Here is a 16201-nt window from a genome sequence, read left to right as displayed (position 1 = left end):
ATGACTCAGATGGAGATGGCACGGAAAGGTATCGTTTCCGAAGAGATGAAAAAGGTTGCCGAGTACGAAGGTGTGGATGTGGAAGAGGTTCGGCAAAAGATAGCAGAGGGAAGAGCCGTTCTTCCAAAGAACAAACTCCACAGAGTGAGTAAACCCATGATCGTTGGTGAAGGCTTCAGTGTGAAGGTGAACGCCAACATAGGAACATCTCAGGGGTTCTCCTCGATCGAAGAGGAAAAGGAGAAAGCCAGAGTAGCGATAGAGTACGGAGCGGATTCCCTCATGGTTCTCTCCACATGGGGGGACCTGAGAGAGATCAGAAGGACGATCGTGGAAATGTCTCCCGTCCCCGTTGGTTCTGTACCCATCTACGATTCTGCCGTGAAAAGTTATCAGATGAAAAAGAACGTGGTGGATTTCTCGGAGAAGGACTTTTTCGACATGGTGATCGCACACGCCGAAGACGGCATCGATTTTATGACGATACACGTGGGTGTGACAAGAAGGGTTCTCGAAAGAGTGAAGAACTCAAAGAGAATTCTGAAGATCGTGAGCAGGGGAGGAGCGATCATCGCCGGCTGGATGATAAAGAACAATAGAGAAAACCCGTTCTACGAACACTTCGATGAACTTCTGGACATAGCAAAGGAGTACGATATCACCCTGAGCCTTGGAGATGGAATGAGACCGGGAGCGGTAGTGGATGCGAGTGACTCCCAGCAGTTTGAAGAGCTCTTCGTGATGGGAGAACTCGTGGAGAGAGCAAGAGAAAAGGAAGTCCAGGTGATGCTGGAAGGACCCGGCCACGTTCCACTGAACGAAGTGGAGATGAACGTGAAACTCATGAAGAAGGTAGGAAAAGGTGTTCCCATCTTTCTACTGGGTCCTCTTCCCACCGACAGAGCAATGGGATACGACCACATAGCCTGTGCGATCGGAGGGGCTCTTGCCGGCTACTACGGTGCGGACTTTCTCTGTTATGTGACACCATCGGAACACATTTCCCTTCCAGATGTTGAGGATGTGAGAGAAGGTGTGATAGCATCTAAAATAGCGGCGGTTGTGGCGGATGTTGCACGTGGAAACAGAAAAGCCTGGGAACTGGAAAAACGCATGGCTCTCGCCCGGAAGAACTTCGACTGGGAAACGATGTTCGATCTTTCACTGGGAAGAGACATTGCAAAGAAAAAGTACGAGGAAAGGCCATATCCCGACAAGGGTTGTTCCATGTGTGGACCCTTCTGTGCAATAAAGATAGCGGAGGAGTTCTCTTGAGGAAAGGCGTTTCCACAAGCATCATAAGAAGCAGGCCAGATCTCCTTGAAACACTTCCACAGGCCGATGTGTACGAACTGGGTTTTTTCAAAATGGAGGACCTGGAACGCGTCCTCCACTTCTTTTCAGGCAGACACTTTGGGGTTCATGCTCCTTTCGTTTACAGATACGTCGATCGCCACCCAAACCCCACCTCGTTGAACGAAGAAAAAAGATGGGACACGTTCTCCGTGAACAGAAGGTGTGCTGATCTCTCAAAAAAGATCGGAGCAGATTACGTTGTTGTCCATTTTCCAAACGCCGTTCAGAAGGAAAACTGGCTTTTCATTTACGAAGAAGTGGAAAGAGAATTCTCCGAACTTGCCACCCTCGCCAGGGTCCGGGTGGAGAACGTCTACGGAAACGATCATTTTCACTCTGCGAAGGACTACAGAATCTTCCTTGAGAACACAGGTTGCAAGATGTGTGTTGATGTAGGGCACCTTCTTCTCGACGCTGAGATCTACCACCTTTCTCCTGTGAAGTTCATCGAAGAGCTTTCAGACCTGATCGAAGAGTTCCACGTATACTACGCTGACTTTGAAACTTACAGAAGGTGTCACCATGCTCCCTGGGGTGAGTTGAAGGACTTCTTCGAGATTCTGGAGTTCATAAGAGGTATGGATGTGGATTTCGTTATAGAACCAACTCCAGAGTGTAGTGAGGGCCTGGAAAAACTCCTCGAGTACTGGAGGGATCTGTGATGGTACTTGTGTTATCGGGCTTTGACCCTTCTGGAGGGGCGGGAATGCTTCAGGACGTGAAAATTCTGTCTGCACTCGGGATAAGGGCCCACGGTGTGATATCTGCCCTGACCGTTCAGAACGAGGAAAAGGTTTTCTCTGTGAGTTTCAGAGACTGGGAAGAAATGAAAAGGGAGATCGAGGTGCTCACTCCGCCACGTGTGATAAAGGTGGGTCTTGCCCGTCCCGAAGTGGTGAAGAATTTGAGAGAGATGTTTCCAGATTCAACGATCGTGTGGAACGTTGTGCTTGAGTCTTCTTCGGGTTTCAGGTTTCAGGATCTGGGCGAAGTGAGAGAGTTCACCAGTTACGCCGACTACGTTGTACTGAACAACGAGGAAGCAAAAAGGGTGGGAGAACATGAAAATTTCATCGTCACCGGCGGACATGAAAAAGATGACAGGATAAGGGTGAGGTACAGGGAACTCGTCATCGAAATCTCTAGGGTGCCCGGAGAGTTTCACGGAACAGGGTGCGCCTTCTCCAGTGCAATTGCTGGTTTTCTGGCGCTGAATTACCCTGTGGAGGAGGCGATCAGAGCCGCCATGGAACTTCTCAGAAAGATCCTCGAAAGGTCCTCGAGTGTGGTGGAGACAGAAAAACTTCTTCGTGACTGGCACAAGTACGACGTCCTCAACACACTGGACGAGATCCTCCCGGAGTTTCTTGAGATAGGACCCCTCACGGTGCCGGAGGTTGGACAGAACGTTTCTTACGCTTTGCCCTGGGCACAGAGTGAGTACGAGGTGGGAAAGTTTCCAGGAAGGATCAGGCTCAAAGAGGGAAAGGCGGTGGCTGTATCCTGCGCTTCCTTCAGAGACAGATCCCACACCGCACGGATGACGATCACCATGATGCGTTTTTATCCGTACATGAGATGCACGGTGAACGTGAGATACAGAAAAGAGTACGTGGAGAGGGCAAGGAAAAAGGGATTGAAAGTCTATCATTACGACAGATCGAAAGAACCAGAGGAGATCAGAGAAAAGGAGGGCCAGTCCATGGTGTGGATGATAGAGCGGGCGATCTCGGAGTTGAAATCGCCTCCAGATTTGATATATGATGAAGGGTGGTGGGGGAAAGAAGCGATGATAAGGGTGTTTGGGAGAAATCCAAAGGAGGTTCTGGAGAAGATAAAACTCATGCTGGAGGAGTGAGAGCATGCCAAAGGCAGAAGGCAGAATCTTCGACTTCAAAGGGCACGATGCGATAAGAACGGACTTTCTGGAGGCCATAGATTTCGATGGGAAAGAAGAGTACATCAGAATCGAAACCGAAGAGTTCTCCGCCGTGTGTCCTTTTTCTGGACTTCCAGACATAGGCAAAGTGATCATAGAATACTATCCCGACGGCGGGAAGATCGTTGAACTCAAGTCCCTGAAGTACTATTTTGTCAGTTTCAGAAACGTAGGAATATACCAGGAAGAGGCAACGAAGAGAATATACGAAGACCTGAAGAACCTCTTGAAAACGGACCGTCTGAGAGTCACCGTGATATACAACATAAGAGGCGGGATAAAGACAACAACGCAGATAGGTTCACTGGAGGGAAGAGAAAATGGAAAAGCTGAATGAGAGACTAATACTCCTGACAGGAATATTCGTTTCTGCTCTGACCATTTCGAACGTGATCGCGGGAAAACTTGTGAACATAGGTCCATTCCTTGTTCCTGTGGCGGTTCTGTGTTATCCCATCACGTTTGCTGTAACGGACATCGTGTCGGAGGTTTACGGGAAAAGAACCGCGCAGAAGGTGGTGTGGACCGGCTTTTTCACCTCTCTCATACTCGTAATCTACTCGCAGATCGCCGCTCTCTATCCTCCCGCCTCCATCTTCGAAGGGAACGAAGCGTTCGTGAAAGTGTTCGGTGCCACACCAAGGATTGTTCTTGCGAGTATCCTCGCGTACGTTCTCTCTCAGTCCCACGATGTCTGGGCCTTTCACTTTTGGAAGAGGATCACAGGGGGATCACATCTGTGGCTCAGAAACAATCTTTCCACGATGGTCTCCCAGTTCATAGATACCCTCGTGTTCATCACCGTGGCCTTTGCTGGAACGGTTCCTGGAACTGCACTCTCCCAGATGGTCTTCTCTCAGTACGCAGTGAAACTGATCATCGCCGCGATCGACACTCCCTTCGTCTATCTGGGAGTGAAACTCGTGAGCGGTAGATGGGTTGTGAAAGAAGGGAGCTGATACCTTTGATAGTCGCGAGGGGACTAACGAGAAAGTTCGGAGATTTTGTCGCTGTCGATCATGTTGATCTTGTGGTGAGACCTGGTGAGATATACGGCTTTCTGGGACCAAACGGTGCCGGGAAAACGACCACCATAAGGATGCTCACAGGTGTTTTGAAGCCAACTGAGGGTGAGATAGAAATCCTCGGAATGAACATGAAGACACACGAGATGGAGATAAAAAAGAACATCGGAGTCGTTCCGGATGAGCCGAAGATCTACACTCACCTGACGGGGAAGGAATTTCTGGATTTCATCGTGGAAATATACGGCCTCAACGAAAAAGAGGTGAGCAAAAGGATAGCGGAGCTCTGCGAGGCTTTCAAGGTGGATTACCTGGGAAAGAGAGTGGGTGAGATGTCGCACGGAATGAAACAGAAGCTCATGCTGGTCAGTGTCTTCATGAGAAGGCCCAGGGTGATCTTTCTGGATGAACCCACGGTGGGTCTCGATGCAAAGAGTGCCAAAATTCTGAAACTTCTCCTGAGAAAGTACGCAGACGAAGGTGCCACGATATTCCTCACCACGCACATCCTGGAGATCGCGGAGAAGATGTGCGACAGGATCGGCATCATAAATAAAGGAAGACTCATAGCGGAGGGAACCATGGAAGAGCTCAGAAAACTCTCCGGTCAGGAGAAAGCTTCACTGGAGGACCTCTTCCTTCAACTCACGGCGGAAAACGAGGAAATAGAAGAGATCATCAGGGAGTTGTGAGGTATGAGAGAACTCTTTGTGCTCATGAAGTACGCAAATCCACAGGGAAAGAAAGGACTGTACGCGGTGCTCTTCACCGCACTGATGATGGGTGTGCTCTTTTACTCTCTCATGGGAAAGACCTTTGAAGAACTGCTGAACAGGTTCGGAGAGGAAGTTTTTGTTGCTTCTCTGACGTTTTCGACCACCCTGTTTTCTATGATGTTTCTACTTGGGATTTCTTTCTATCTTTCTCATTCTCTTGTTCTGGAGGAAGAGATCGAATTTCTCCTCACCCTGCCGATCAGAAGAAGTACGGTGGTCATCTATCAGATGTTGATGTCTCTCTTTTACCAGGCCTTTGTTTTGATAACGATGTTTCTGAACCTTCTGATGCTCTCTTTTCTCACCAGAGATCCCGTTCCGGTACTGTCTGGGATTTTGCATCTTTTCTTCCTTGTTTTTCTGGGATCTGCTCTGTCGATAGCTTTTGGGAGGGTACTGAATCGGTCGGCAGCACGCCGGCTCTCTTCTGTGGTACAGCTTCTTGCCGTCTTCGGGTTTCTTGTGATCGTGAACGTTCCAGACTTTGCCATCGTGGCAGGAAGATTTTTCGTTTCAAAGTGGAACGTTCTTTCTTATCCTGTTCTTTCACATGTCAGGCCCATCTTCCTGATCCACGAGACTCTGCTTGCGGTCCTTTCCTTTTTGCTCTTCTATCTGGCATCACGGAAGGCTGCCTTTGAGCCCGTTGTACACGAGAAAAAAGAAGAACTGGGAAAGAAAAGGTTCCTGGGAAAGGGATTCTTCAAGAAGGACTTCATCACCCTTTTTCGTGAAGAAAGGATGGTTTATTTTCTTTTCTATCCGGTGGGCTTTGGAGTTCTGATGACGATCGTGGGAAGTGCAGATTTCGGATTGATCTTTGCAGTTGGTATCTCTGCTCTCTACAACGCGACGATGACGGCGATGCTCTGGAGGAAAGAACTGGAAGTCTGGCCACTTCCCAGGATCTTTCCCGTCAGGTTGAAAGATGTCGTTCTTTCAAAGGTGCTCGTTCCATCCTTTCTGAACACCGCGGTTGTTTCAGGTTACGTGATCTTTCTGGTCTTCTACCAGAGGCAATTTCTCTACCTTTCTTTCATTCCCGTGTGTTTGAGTCTTTACTTTTTTGTCTCAGTAGTTGGGCTTTTTCTCTCAAAGTGGGAGAAAGCGGACCAACTTGCAAACCCTGCGAAGGTCTTTTCCACGCCGGTGGTTCTTCTGGTACAGCTTCTTGCCCTCGGGGTGGTGGCCGCTCTCGGATACGTTCTTTCACTCGGGTCGCATCTTCTCTTCGCACTGGCTTTAATATCCGTTGTTGTGGGAAGTATCGGTGGATTTGCCGCAATTTTCAAGCGTTTTGTGGCTCGTGTAGAAAGATTTGAGACGTGAGATCCTTTCAAAAGGTGTCACCGGACCTTCCTGACCAAGAATCTGTGAACATTCCACCGCTTTTTCTAGGGCTTCTCTGCGAGATCTTCCTTTCAGAAGCTCGTGAATCAGCACAACATCGAACAGATCTCCAAGACCGATCGGATAAAAAAACGACTTCCCGTTTCCTGGAACATGGATATCGCCCCATCTTGCACCCTCTGGCCCCATTTTCACCACATCACATCTGGTTCTTGAACATTCTTTCTCGTTTCCTATGATGAGTGCCTTCAAACCACTGGTGTCGATCTTTGCTCTGGGACCGATGTCGATCACCACATTTTGTGATCTTTCACACACGACTTTCAAGGTCTTTTCCGGAACCTCCCCCGTTGCAAAAACGAGGTCATAATCGTTCATCACAGGTGGAACGGCGATGTTTTCTCTGTTCACACCGATCTCAACGGCAAGAGGTCTTCCATTGCGGGCTATGAACAGTCCTGTTTTTCCATGAAGAATCGACATATGGGAAACATCGAAGTCCGATCTTTTAAGTTCGTCCATCAGGTGTTTTCCTCGAAAGTCCTCTCCAACGTTGGAGTAGAAATCGACTTTGTATCCAAGAAGAAAAAGGCCGTACGCCACGTTAAGGCCTGACCCACCTGGAGATTCCCTGATGATTGTCTTGTGTGGATCTTCTCCGAACAGGAAGATGTCCCAGAAAGTGCCACCGAAGATCGCTATCTTCAACGAAGACCCCTCCCGTGATAGAATTTCAAAAAAACGGAGGGAAAACGATGAATCTCTGGAAATTATATCAGCCGGGAACACCCGCCGCGATAATAGCTTGGGGACAGCTGGGAACACCCCATGCAAAAACCACGTATGGCCTTCTCAGACACAGCAAGCTCTTCAAACCGGTGTGTGTCGTCGCAGAGCACGAAGGAAAGAAGGCAAGCGACTTTGTTCAGCCAGTTCGCTTCGATGTTCCCGTGGTTTCTTCGATAGAAAAGATCAAAGAGTTCGGTGCAAAGGTTGTGATCGTCGGAGTGTCCAACCCGGGAGGTTACCTTGAAGAAAAGATAGCCCAGCTTGTGAAAGATGCTCTATCGAACGGTTTTGACGTTATATCCGGGCTTCATTTCAAGATCTCCCAGCAAACAGAGTTTCTGAAACTGGCCCAGGAAAGCGGAGCGAAAATCGTGGACGTTCGTGTTCCACCGGCAGATCTGAGAGTCTTCTCCGGTGACGTATATCGGAAGGGAATAAAGGTCGCCGGTGTCTTCGGAACGGATTGTGTTGTAGGGAAGAGGACAACTGCCGTTCAGCTGTGGGAGAGGGCGCTTCAGAAAGGAATAAAAGCGGCCTTCATGGCCACAGGTCAGACCGGTATTTTGATAGGCGCGGACGCGGGGTACGTTGTAGACGCTATTCCCGCCGATTTTGTCTCTGGTGTGGTGGAGAAGACCATCCTGGAGCTCGAAAAGATTGGGAAGGAGATTGTGTTTGTTGAAGGGCAGGGAGCACTGAGGCATCCCGCGTACGGTCAGGTCACCCTGGGACTCCTGTATGGTTGCAACCCCGATGTTGTCTTTCTGGTGCACGATCCATCCAGAAAACACTTTGAATCTTTCCCGAAGATACCAAAGAAACCCGATTTTGAAGAGGAAAGAAGACTCATCGAAACACTCTCAGATGCAAAGGTGATCGGTGGAGTGTGCCTGAACGGGACCTTCGAAACAAGCCTTCCAGTCTACAACCCGTTCTATCCGGAAGATCTCGACGAGATGTTGAAGAGGGTGGTCGAATGGTGAACGTTGTAATGGTTCCATGCTCTGTAGTGAAAGATGAAACGGTGGTCGTTGTGGACGTTCTGAGGGCCACCAGTACCATTGTCACAGCGCTTGCGAACGGTGCAAAGGAAGTTATCCCTGTAAAAACAGTGGAGGAAGCGCTGAAGAGGAAAGAAAGGGATGTTCTTGTGTGTGGAGAAAGAAATGCGAAGAAGATAGAAGGTTTCGACCTTGGAAACTCTCCTCTTGAGTACAAAAGCGAACTGGTCCTTGGGAAAACGATCGTTCTCACAACGACGAACGGCACTCAGGTGATCGAGAGGGTAGAGGGTGACAGCGTCATCGCAGCCTCTTTTCTGAACGTTTCTGCGGTCGTTGAATATCTGAAGGAGAAAGAGAACATCACCATCGTCTGTGCCGGAACCAGTGGAGATTTTTCCCTGGAAGACTTTTTACTTGCTGGAATGATCGTGAAAAGAATGAAAAGGGAAGATCTTCTGGACGGTGCACTCGTGGTGATGAGATACTTCGAATCTGTGCAGAACATAAGGGAGGAGATCAAGAGATTCTCCTCCCATGCGAAAAGGTTGATATCTCTTGGATTTGAAAAGGATGTTGATTTCTGCACGACAGAAGACCTTTTCCATGAAGTTCCCGTTCTTGTAAACGGTGCTTTTACTCTGAAAGAAGCTCGGTGAAGTGGAGCGCTTTCACTCCCATCTTCCTGCAGAGGTTTTTCAGAACGGTCTTTGGACCCACTTCCACGAATTCTTCCACACCCATTTTTTTCATCGTGTCCACCGATTGTTTCCAGAGGACAGGCCCTGTGATCTGCTCGATCACGTTCTTTTTTATCTCTTCCGGGTTTTCTGTCGGTTTTGCAGTGGAGTTCATCACTATGGGCCATTTCGGTTTTTTGAATTCTATCTTTTCCACCTCTTCCTTCATTTTCTCTCTGGCGTACTCCAGAAACGGTGTGTGGAAAGGACTTGAAACCATCAGTTCCACAACGCGGCGCGCACCCTTTTCTTTCAGGATGTCCATTGCCTTTTCAACGGATTCTTTCAGACCGCTGATCACCACTTGATCGTGCGAGTTGTAGTTTGCTATGTACACTCCATCTATCGAATTTACCACTTCCTCTATCTGTTCGATGTCGAGTCCTATAACGGCTGCCATGGTCCCCTTCCCAGGTTCGAGGGCTTTCGACATGTACTCTCCTCTTTTTCTCACAAGGTAAAGCCCTGTCTCGAAATCGTACACACCAGCCACAGCCAGCGCGGTGTACTCCCCAAGGCTGTGACCTGCTACAACGTCCGGAAGGATACCCTTTTTTTCCAGTTCGAGGTAAGCGATGTAACTCGTTATGTAGATGGAGGGTTGAGCGTTCTCCGTGAGTTTCAGGGTCTCTTCATCACCGTTCATGATCTCTGTGATGTCGAATCCCAGAACCTTTCTCGCCCTTTCGAATATGTCCTTTGAAGATTCGTACACGGAGAAATCCTTCGCCATTCCGGAGTATTGAGATCCCTGTCCGGGAAAGACGAACGCCCTCACCGTTTCACCTCCAGTTTTTTCAACCTGAGGGCTATGGCGGCGGCAACGATCAGTTTTATCAGATCGAACCAGACGAACGGAGCAAAGCCGAGTGCCACTGCTTTTTTGATATCGTGAACGTAAAAGTTCAAAACGAACACACCAAGCAAGTATATGATTCCAAGACCCGAAAGACCAGAAACGAGATACCACACGAAGTTTTCTCTCTTCTCAGAAAGAAGTCCGATCACAAATCCTCCTAGAATGAAACCGAAGAGGTACCCACCGGTGGGACCGATGAGAACATGCGCTCCACCTTTGAAGTTCGCAAAGACAGGAAGGCCAATGGCACCGAGTAACACATACGTTGCAATCGATAGTGTACCGTATTTTTTCCCGAGCATGTAAGCGGCTAGGAAAACGAAGAACACCTGAAGAGTGAAGGGAACAGGACCGATCGGAATCGAAATCCATGCTCCCACCACGATGAGGGCTGTGAAAGTACCGGCCTTCACAAGCTGTTTCATTCTTCGACGTACCTCCTCAGTTTCTTCACCGTCTCCACGAACTCGTTCATGATGTCTTCTATGATCTGCTTCACAGGTTTTATTTCGTCGATCAGTCCGGCACTCTGTCCCATCATGAAAGAACCTCTCTCAAGGTCTCCCTCCACAACGGCTCTCCTCAGACTCCCCACCAGCATCTCTTCTGCCTGCATCGGATTTTCGAACTCCATTTCCTGAATCTTCCTTGCAAATGGCGTTCTGAGAACGCGTGCGGGATGCCCAAGTTTGGCACCGGTCACAATGGTGTCTCTTATAGAGGCCTTGACGATCTTTTCTTTGTAGACGGGGTGAACATCGCTTTCCACACTCGCCACGAACCTTGTTCCCATCTGTATCGCTTCTGCTCCGAGGGCAAAGGCAGCAGCCATACCCCTGCCGTCTGCTATTCCACCCGCAGCGATCACGGGAATATCCACACTTCTTGAGACCTTGTTCACGAGAACGAAGGTGGTGACCTCTCCTATGTGGCCACCGGATTCCATTCCCTCTGCTATCACGGCGTCTGCTCCTGCCCTTTCAACCATTCTCGCGAGGGAATCTGAAGCCACAACGGGAATGACTTTTATACCATTTTCTTTCAATTCTTTTATGTACTTTGTGGGATTTCCTGCCCCGAAGGTGATCACAGGCACCTTCTCTTCCACACAGACCCTGACGAGATCGTCTGCCCAGGGTGAAACAAGGATCACGTTCACACCGAACGGTCTGCTCGTTCTCTTTCTGAGGTCAGAAATGGCTCTCCTCAGATCGTCAGGTTTCATGGCACCGGATCCGATGATTCCAAGTCCCCCCGCTTCGGAGACAGCGGCGGCGAGAACAGGGGTTCCCGCCCAGGCCATTCCCCCCATGAGTATGGGATACTCTATTCCGAGAAGTTCTGTGACCCTGGTTTTCAGATTCATTTCTTCTTCACCCCCAGTAGAAGTTTGGCTTTCGCCACGATGGTGTTTTCAACCTTTGCCACACCTTCCACCTGAACCGTGCCGAGTTTTTCACCTATCTTTTTCACCTCGTAGATCAATTTGTCTCCTGGTCGCACTTCCTTTTTAAAACGTGCCTCGTCTATTCCGAGAAAGAGAGGTATTCCCTCAAGATCTTTCAAAAGAAGAATACCGGCAGTCTGGGCGAGCCCCTCGATGATGAGCACACCCGGGTATATGGGATACTCCGGGAAATGACCCTGAAAGACGGGATCAGAAATGCTGATGTTCTTGAAAGCGACGATCCTGTCTTCGGATTCTTCTATCACACCGTCCACCAGAAGGAAAGGATACCTGTGTGGAAGGATCGACCTCACGTAATCTATGTTCATGGTTCATACCTCCCCACAACGACCGAAACGTTGTGCCCACCGAATCCGAAGGAGTTCTTAATGAAGTTTCTGATCTCTTTCTGGATCGGCTCTTTTCCAACAAGACCTGTTCCTTCTGCCTCTTCCGTTGGGTTGTCGAGGTTTGGCATTCCGTGCACAAAGGAATGCTGCATCTGAAGAATCGAAAGGACGAGTTCTGCGGCACCAGCGGCACCGAGAAGATGTCCTATCAGGGCCTTAGAGGAGTTTATGGCCACGTTCTTTGCGTGTTCTCCCAGCACCTTCTTTATAGCCTTGAGTTCTGCCTCATCGCCGGCGGGTGTGCTTGTGGCGTGGCAGTTCACGTAATCTATGTCCTCAACAGAGAGGCCAGATTCTTTCAGAGCCAGTTTCATCGCTTCTGCCGCTCCTCTGCCCTCTGGATCCGGTGCGCTGAAGTGGTATGCATCGTCCGTCATGCCAACTCCCTTTATCTCCGCTATGATCTTCGCACCCCTTGATTTTGCGACCTCTTCCGCTTCAAGAACGAGGATCGCTCCACCCTCTCCCATGACAAAGCCGTCTCTGTCTCTGTCGAACGGACGGGAAGCTCGTTTGGGGTCGTCATTTCTTCTTGAGAGCGCCCTCATGTTCGCAAACCCGGTGATCGGCAGGGGTGCTATCGTTGCTTCCGTTCCTCCAACAACGGCCACGTCTGCGTATCCATGCCTTATCAGAAGAGTACCGAGTGCCACCGCGTGCAGAGAAGAAGCACAGGCACTCACAGAAGAAAAGTTCGGTCCTTTCAGACCGTACTCCATTGCAACGACACCGGACGCCATATCGATGAGAATCATCGGTATCAGGAACGGACTCACCCTGTTGGGCCCCTGAGAGAGGAACTTGTTGTTTTCGCTGTCGAGTGTCAGGAATCCTCCCATTCCGGATCCTATGATCGTTGCTGTTCTTTCCGAAAACTGCTCGAAATTTATCCCTGCCTCTTCCACCGCTTCTTTGGTGCTGACGAGAGCGAAGTGAACGAACCGATCTGTTCTCTTCACGAGTTTTGGATTTATGTACTCTTCCGGTTTGAAATCTCTAACCTCTGCTGCGATTTGAACAGGTAAGTTAGAAGCATCAAAAGAAGATATTCGATCTATCGTTACTTTGGTTTCTCTAAGACCTTCCAGATTCTTTTCTTTCCCAACACCAAAAGGACTTACGATGCCCATTCCCGTTATGACCACCCGTCTCAAAATACCACCTCCCGACAAAAAATCTGGCATGATTATATCATAATCTCACAGGAAGTTTCAATCTCTGGCCTCGATCATGAGAAAGAAACAATAAATTTACTTCTCAGGTGATAACATATCTGAAGAAGGAGGGAATGGGATGAAGAAGTACGTTATTGTGACCGGAGGAGTTCTCAGTGGTATAGGAAAGGGTATATTCTCCGCTTCTCTGGCAAGACTCATGAAAGAATACGGTGTCGATGTGAACGTGCTGAAAATCGATCCATACCTGAACGTGGACGCAGGAACCATGAACCCGAACCAGCATGGTGAGGTCTTCGTCACCGAAGACGGTTACGAAGCGGATCTGGATCTCGGTCACTACGAGCGTTTCCTCGGAAGAGACATGACCCGCCACAACAACATGACGGCAGGTCAGGTCTACCTTCGGGTTATAGAAAAGGAAAGGCAGGGAAAATACCTCGGAAACACCGTCCAGATCGTTCCCCATCTCACAGAGGAGATAAAGGACAGAATAAGGTCTCTCGAGGCAGAACTCCTTGTGGTTGAGATCGGAGGTACCGTCGGTGACATCGAAGGTGAGGTCTTTCTGGAAGCAGTCAGAGAGCTGCAGATGGAAGAAGGAAGAGAAAACTTCCTCTTTGCCCATGTTACGTACGTTCCTTACCTTCGAACCACGAACGAGTTCAAAACCAAACCAACGCAGCAGTCGGTTCAACTTCTCAGAAGGATCGGAATCACTCCTGACATGATCATCGTGAGGAGTGAGTTCCCCCTCGACGTTCCCAGTATGAACAAGGTTGCCCTCTTTTCGGGTGTTCCCAGAGAATTCGTGATAAACCTTCCCGACACGAAGAACGTTTACGAAGTCCCGGAGATACTGAGAGACATGGGACTGCATGAAAAGATCTCTTCCAAGTTGAAACTCGATCTGAAGGACACTGGGTTCAACTGGTCCTATCCGAAGGCTTTCAAACCTTACAGGATAGCACTGGTGGGGAAATACCTTGGAACAGACGATGCCTACAAGAGCATCATAGAATCTGTGTTCTTGACGGGTGTGGAAAAGCCAACCGTGGTGGACAGTCAGATGCTGGAGGAGATGAGTGAAGAAGAGGTAGCAAAAGTTCTGGACGAGTACGATGCCCTGATCATTCCAGGAGGGTTTGGGAGAAGAGGAATCGAGGGGAAGATAAAGGCCATAAAGTACGCCAGAGAAAATAAGAAACCCATCCTCGGCATATGCCTTGGCATGCAACTCATGATCATTGAGTTCGCAAGAAACGTTCTCGGATACAAAGAGGCGAATTCCACAGAGTTCGATCCAAAAACCCCATATCCTGTCGTGGACTTGATGGAGGAACAAAAAAGAATTCTGAAACTCGGTGGTACGATGAGGCTTGGCGCACAGAAGGTGAAGATCTTTCCAGGTACAAAACTGCATGAGATATACGGTGGAGCAGAAGAAGTTTACGAAAGGCACAGACACAGATACGAAGCAAACGAAGAGGCCTTTCCAGAAATCTTCAAGAAACCCGGTGAGGAGGGATACAGACTCGTTGTTTCTGCAAAGTCGGAGTTCATCGAAGCCGTGGAAATAGAGGATCACCCCTTCTTCATAGGTGTTCAGTACCATCCGGAGTACAAGAGCAAGGTGGGAGCACCTCATCCGATCTTTGTTCACCTTAAGAAGGTCCTGGAGGGATTGCAATGATAGATATGCACCTTCACTCCACGTTCTCCTACGATGGAAAGGCAGAAGTGGAAGACATCATCGCTCAGGTGCAAAAGCTCGGAATAAATCATTTCTGCATCACAGATCACTACGAGTACGAAAACGGAAAACTCGTTCACGATTTCAACGTGGAAGAGTACTTCCTCACCATGGACAAATTCGATCTTCCAAGAGGAGCAGAGATCAGCTGGGACGGTGTGAAAGAAGCAATCTTTCCGGAAGGATTCGATTACCTGCTTCTTGGAGTGCACAGGTACGATGAGAACCTTCCGCCAGATGAACTGGCAAGGGACTACCTCGAAAGAACGCTTTACGTTATGGAAAGGGTGGAATTTCACACGCTGGCACACCTTGACTATCCTGCAAGGTATGCAAATGCCGATTTCAAAGCAAACAGAGATCTGATAGAGAAGATCCTGAGGTTTCTTGTAGCCCGTGAAAAGATCCTCGAGGTGAACACCGCGGGGCTTTTCAAACACGGAAAGCCCAATCCTGACTACTGGATACTGGAGATGTACTGGGATCTTGGGGGAAGATTCATCACGATCGGTTCGGATGCCCATGAAGTACAGCACATAGGCCGGGGAATCGAGGAGGTCATGTCAAAATTGAGAAGGTTCAACTTCGAATACGTTGTCGTTGAAGGGAAAAAACTTTTCACCAAAAAACTGAGGTGAAGGAATGCCCTTTGTTCTGAGTTTTCTTCTGGGGATGTTTGGGGTCTGGTTTTTCGGAAAACTCGCAAAGAAACTCAACATCGTGGACAGACCAGATGGGTTGTTGAAACCCCACGGAAGAGAGATTCCCTATCTTGGGGGGCTCGGTATATTCGCCGGTGTTCTGCCGTTTTTGTGGAAAGATACGGCTGTTCTTTTAACATCGTCTCTTGCTCTCACACTTGGTTTGCTGGATGACCTGTTTTCGCTGTCTCCTTTTTTCAGACTCGTTGTGGAGTTTGGAATTTCTCTGATTCTGGTCTGGAGGTACGTGGGATTCCACAACGTCTGGTATCCGATCCTCTGGGTTTTTTTCGTTGTGATCCTGATGAACGCTGTGAACATGATGGATGGAATGGATGGGCTCTGTGGAAGTCTTGTGGCCATTTCTTCTCTCTTTTTCTTCTTTCTGGTCAAGGGGACTTTCTTTCAGGATCTCTCGCTGGCGCTTCTTGGTGTTTCGCTGGGATATCTTGTCTTCAACTTTCCACCGGCAAGGGTCTTCATGGGAGATGCTGGAAGTTATCTCCTGGCCGTTCTACTCTCCACGATGATCATCTCTCAAAACCGTGTCGTCTCGTTCAACTCTTTTGTACCACTCGTGTTTCCTCTCTGGATATTTCTGCTTGATTTTTTCGCCAGTGTGATAAGACGGTTCAGAAACAGAAGATCGATCGTTTCCGGAGACAGAGACCACATGTACGACAAACTTTCACGGAGACTGGGAGTCAGAAAAGCACTGCTTGTCATGTGTTTGATACACTCTCTGTTGTGCGGGTTCAGTTTTGGGGCGATGGGAAACGCATTCACAGGAGTCTTGACTCTTGTCATTGCCGGTGTTTTCTCTTACCTCATCATAAAGGGTTTGAGACTGTTCGATTACGACTGATTGGGAGGGAAAGCG

At 48.9% G+C, this 16201-nt stretch carries 18 protein-coding genes; 12 read left to right on the top strand and 6 right to left on the bottom strand.

All coding sequences use genetic code 11. The features are described from left to right. Genes thiC through TRQ7_RS00675 form a run of 7 tightly spaced genes read left to right on the top strand, consistent with a single transcriptional unit; the run spans position 1 to position 6425 of the window. A complete protein-coding gene (thiC, locus tag TRQ7_RS00705) occupies positions 1 to 1275 on the top strand; it encodes a phosphomethylpyrimidine synthase ThiC (protein WP_015920204.1) in 1275 nt (424 codons plus the stop codon). Continuing rightward, positions 1272 to 2018 (top strand): sugar phosphate isomerase/epimerase, encoded by a 747-nt coding sequence (locus TRQ7_RS00700; protein WP_015920203.1) that lies wholly within the window; start codon positions 1272 to 1274, stop codon positions 2016 to 2018. Before thiC ends, TRQ7_RS00700 begins: the two co-directional genes overlap by 4 nt. Then, on the top strand, positions 2018 to 3214 hold the full coding sequence (locus TRQ7_RS00695) for a thiamine-phosphate synthase family protein (protein ID WP_041843765.1): 1197 nt from the start codon (positions 2018 to 2020) through the stop codon (positions 3212 to 3214). The genes TRQ7_RS00700 and TRQ7_RS00695 overlap by 1 nt, the downstream gene beginning before the upstream one ends. A gap of 4 nt (positions 3215 to 3218) precedes the next feature. Continuing rightward, on the top strand, positions 3219 to 3632 hold the full coding sequence (gene queF, locus TRQ7_RS00690) for a preQ(1) synthase (RefSeq protein ID WP_015920201.1): 414 nt from the start codon (positions 3219 to 3221) through the stop codon (positions 3630 to 3632). Then, a complete protein-coding gene (locus TRQ7_RS00685; RefSeq protein ID WP_041843764.1) occupies positions 3616 to 4254 on the top strand; it encodes a queuosine precursor transporter in 639 nt (212 codons plus the stop codon). Before queF ends, TRQ7_RS00685 begins: the two co-directional genes overlap by 17 nt. Before the next feature lie 5 nt (positions 4255 to 4259). Then, positions 4260 to 5012: an ABC transporter ATP-binding protein gene (locus tag TRQ7_RS00680; RefSeq protein ID WP_038068085.1), complete on the top strand. Its 753-nt coding sequence runs from the start codon at positions 4260 to 4262 to the stop codon at positions 5010 to 5012. Positions 5013 to 5015: 3 nt separating this feature from the next. Beyond that, positions 5016 to 6425, top strand: a complete 1410-nt coding sequence (locus TRQ7_RS00675; RefSeq protein WP_041843763.1) for a hypothetical protein — start codon at positions 5016 to 5018, stop codon at positions 6423 to 6425. Here TRQ7_RS00675 and TRQ7_RS00670 read toward each other — a convergent pair. Next, complete coding sequence (locus tag TRQ7_RS00670) at positions 6339 to 7154, bottom strand: PfkB family carbohydrate kinase (protein ID WP_041843762.1); 816 nt, start codon at positions 7152 to 7154, stop codon at positions 6339 to 6341. The genes TRQ7_RS00675 and TRQ7_RS00670 overlap by 87 nt on opposite strands. Before the next feature lie 47 nt (positions 7155 to 7201). Between TRQ7_RS00670 and TRQ7_RS00665 the strand changes: the two genes are divergently transcribed. Further along, entirely contained in the window at positions 7202 to 8218 is a 1017-nt protein-coding gene (locus TRQ7_RS00665; protein WP_041843761.1) for a DUF1611 domain-containing protein, read from the top strand. Then, on the top strand, positions 8212 to 8895 hold the full coding sequence (locus tag TRQ7_RS00660; RefSeq protein ID WP_015920195.1) for a 2-phosphosulfolactate phosphatase family protein: 684 nt from the start codon (positions 8212 to 8214) through the stop codon (positions 8893 to 8895). The genes TRQ7_RS00665 and TRQ7_RS00660 overlap by 7 nt, the downstream gene beginning before the upstream one ends. Here TRQ7_RS00660 and fabD read toward each other — a convergent pair. The 5 genes from fabD to fabF are packed head-to-tail and all read right to left on the bottom strand — an operon-like array spanning position 8873 to position 12846. Then, a complete protein-coding gene (gene fabD, locus TRQ7_RS00655) occupies positions 8873 to 9754 on the bottom strand; it encodes an ACP S-malonyltransferase (RefSeq protein WP_041843760.1) in 882 nt (293 codons plus the stop codon). The genes TRQ7_RS00660 and fabD overlap by 23 nt on opposite strands. Beyond that, a complete protein-coding gene (locus TRQ7_RS00650; protein WP_041843759.1) occupies positions 9751 to 10260 on the bottom strand; it encodes a biotin transporter BioY in 510 nt (169 codons plus the stop codon). The genes fabD and TRQ7_RS00650 overlap by 4 nt, the downstream gene beginning before the upstream one ends. Then, positions 10257 to 11201, bottom strand: a complete 945-nt coding sequence (gene fabK / locus TRQ7_RS00645) for an enoyl-[acyl-carrier-protein] reductase FabK (protein WP_041843758.1) — start codon at positions 11199 to 11201, stop codon at positions 10257 to 10259. The genes TRQ7_RS00650 and fabK overlap by 4 nt, the downstream gene beginning before the upstream one ends. Next, positions 11198 to 11611 (bottom strand): 3-hydroxyacyl-ACP dehydratase FabZ, encoded by a 414-nt coding sequence (gene fabZ, locus TRQ7_RS00640; protein WP_015920191.1) that lies wholly within the window; start codon positions 11609 to 11611, stop codon positions 11198 to 11200. Before fabZ ends, fabK begins: the two co-directional genes overlap by 4 nt. After that, entirely contained in the window at positions 11608 to 12846 is a 1239-nt protein-coding gene (gene fabF / locus TRQ7_RS00635) for a beta-ketoacyl-ACP synthase II (RefSeq protein ID WP_038068074.1), read from the bottom strand. Before fabF ends, fabZ begins: the two co-directional genes overlap by 4 nt. A gap of 139 nt (positions 12847 to 12985) precedes the next feature. Between fabF and TRQ7_RS00630 the strand changes: the two genes are divergently transcribed. From TRQ7_RS00630 to TRQ7_RS00620, 3 genes are read left to right on the top strand one after another with little or no spacing between them, the layout of a single operon-like run. After that, on the top strand, positions 12986 to 14560 hold the full coding sequence (locus tag TRQ7_RS00630; protein ID WP_015920189.1) for a CTP synthase: 1575 nt from the start codon (positions 12986 to 12988) through the stop codon (positions 14558 to 14560). Beyond that, positions 14557 to 15258 carry a PHP domain-containing protein gene (locus TRQ7_RS00625; RefSeq protein ID WP_015920188.1) on the top strand — a complete coding sequence of 234 codons (702 nt, stop codon included), beginning with the start codon at positions 14557 to 14559 and terminating at the stop codon, positions 15256 to 15258. The genes TRQ7_RS00630 and TRQ7_RS00625 overlap by 4 nt, the downstream gene beginning before the upstream one ends. 4 nt (positions 15259 to 15262) lie before the next feature. Beyond that, positions 15263 to 16186: an MraY family glycosyltransferase gene (locus tag TRQ7_RS00620; protein ID WP_015920187.1), complete on the top strand. Its 924-nt coding sequence runs from the start codon at positions 15263 to 15265 to the stop codon at positions 16184 to 16186. Positions 16187 to 16201: the final 15 nt, after the last annotated feature.

The sequence above is a fragment of the Thermotoga sp. RQ7 genome (genome assembly GCF_000832145.1).
Lineage (GTDB): Bacteria > Thermotogota > Thermotogae > Thermotogales > Thermotogaceae > Thermotoga > Thermotoga neapolitana.
Note: the sequence above shows the minus strand (reverse complement) of the source record. Positions and strands in the feature narration are given on the sequence as shown.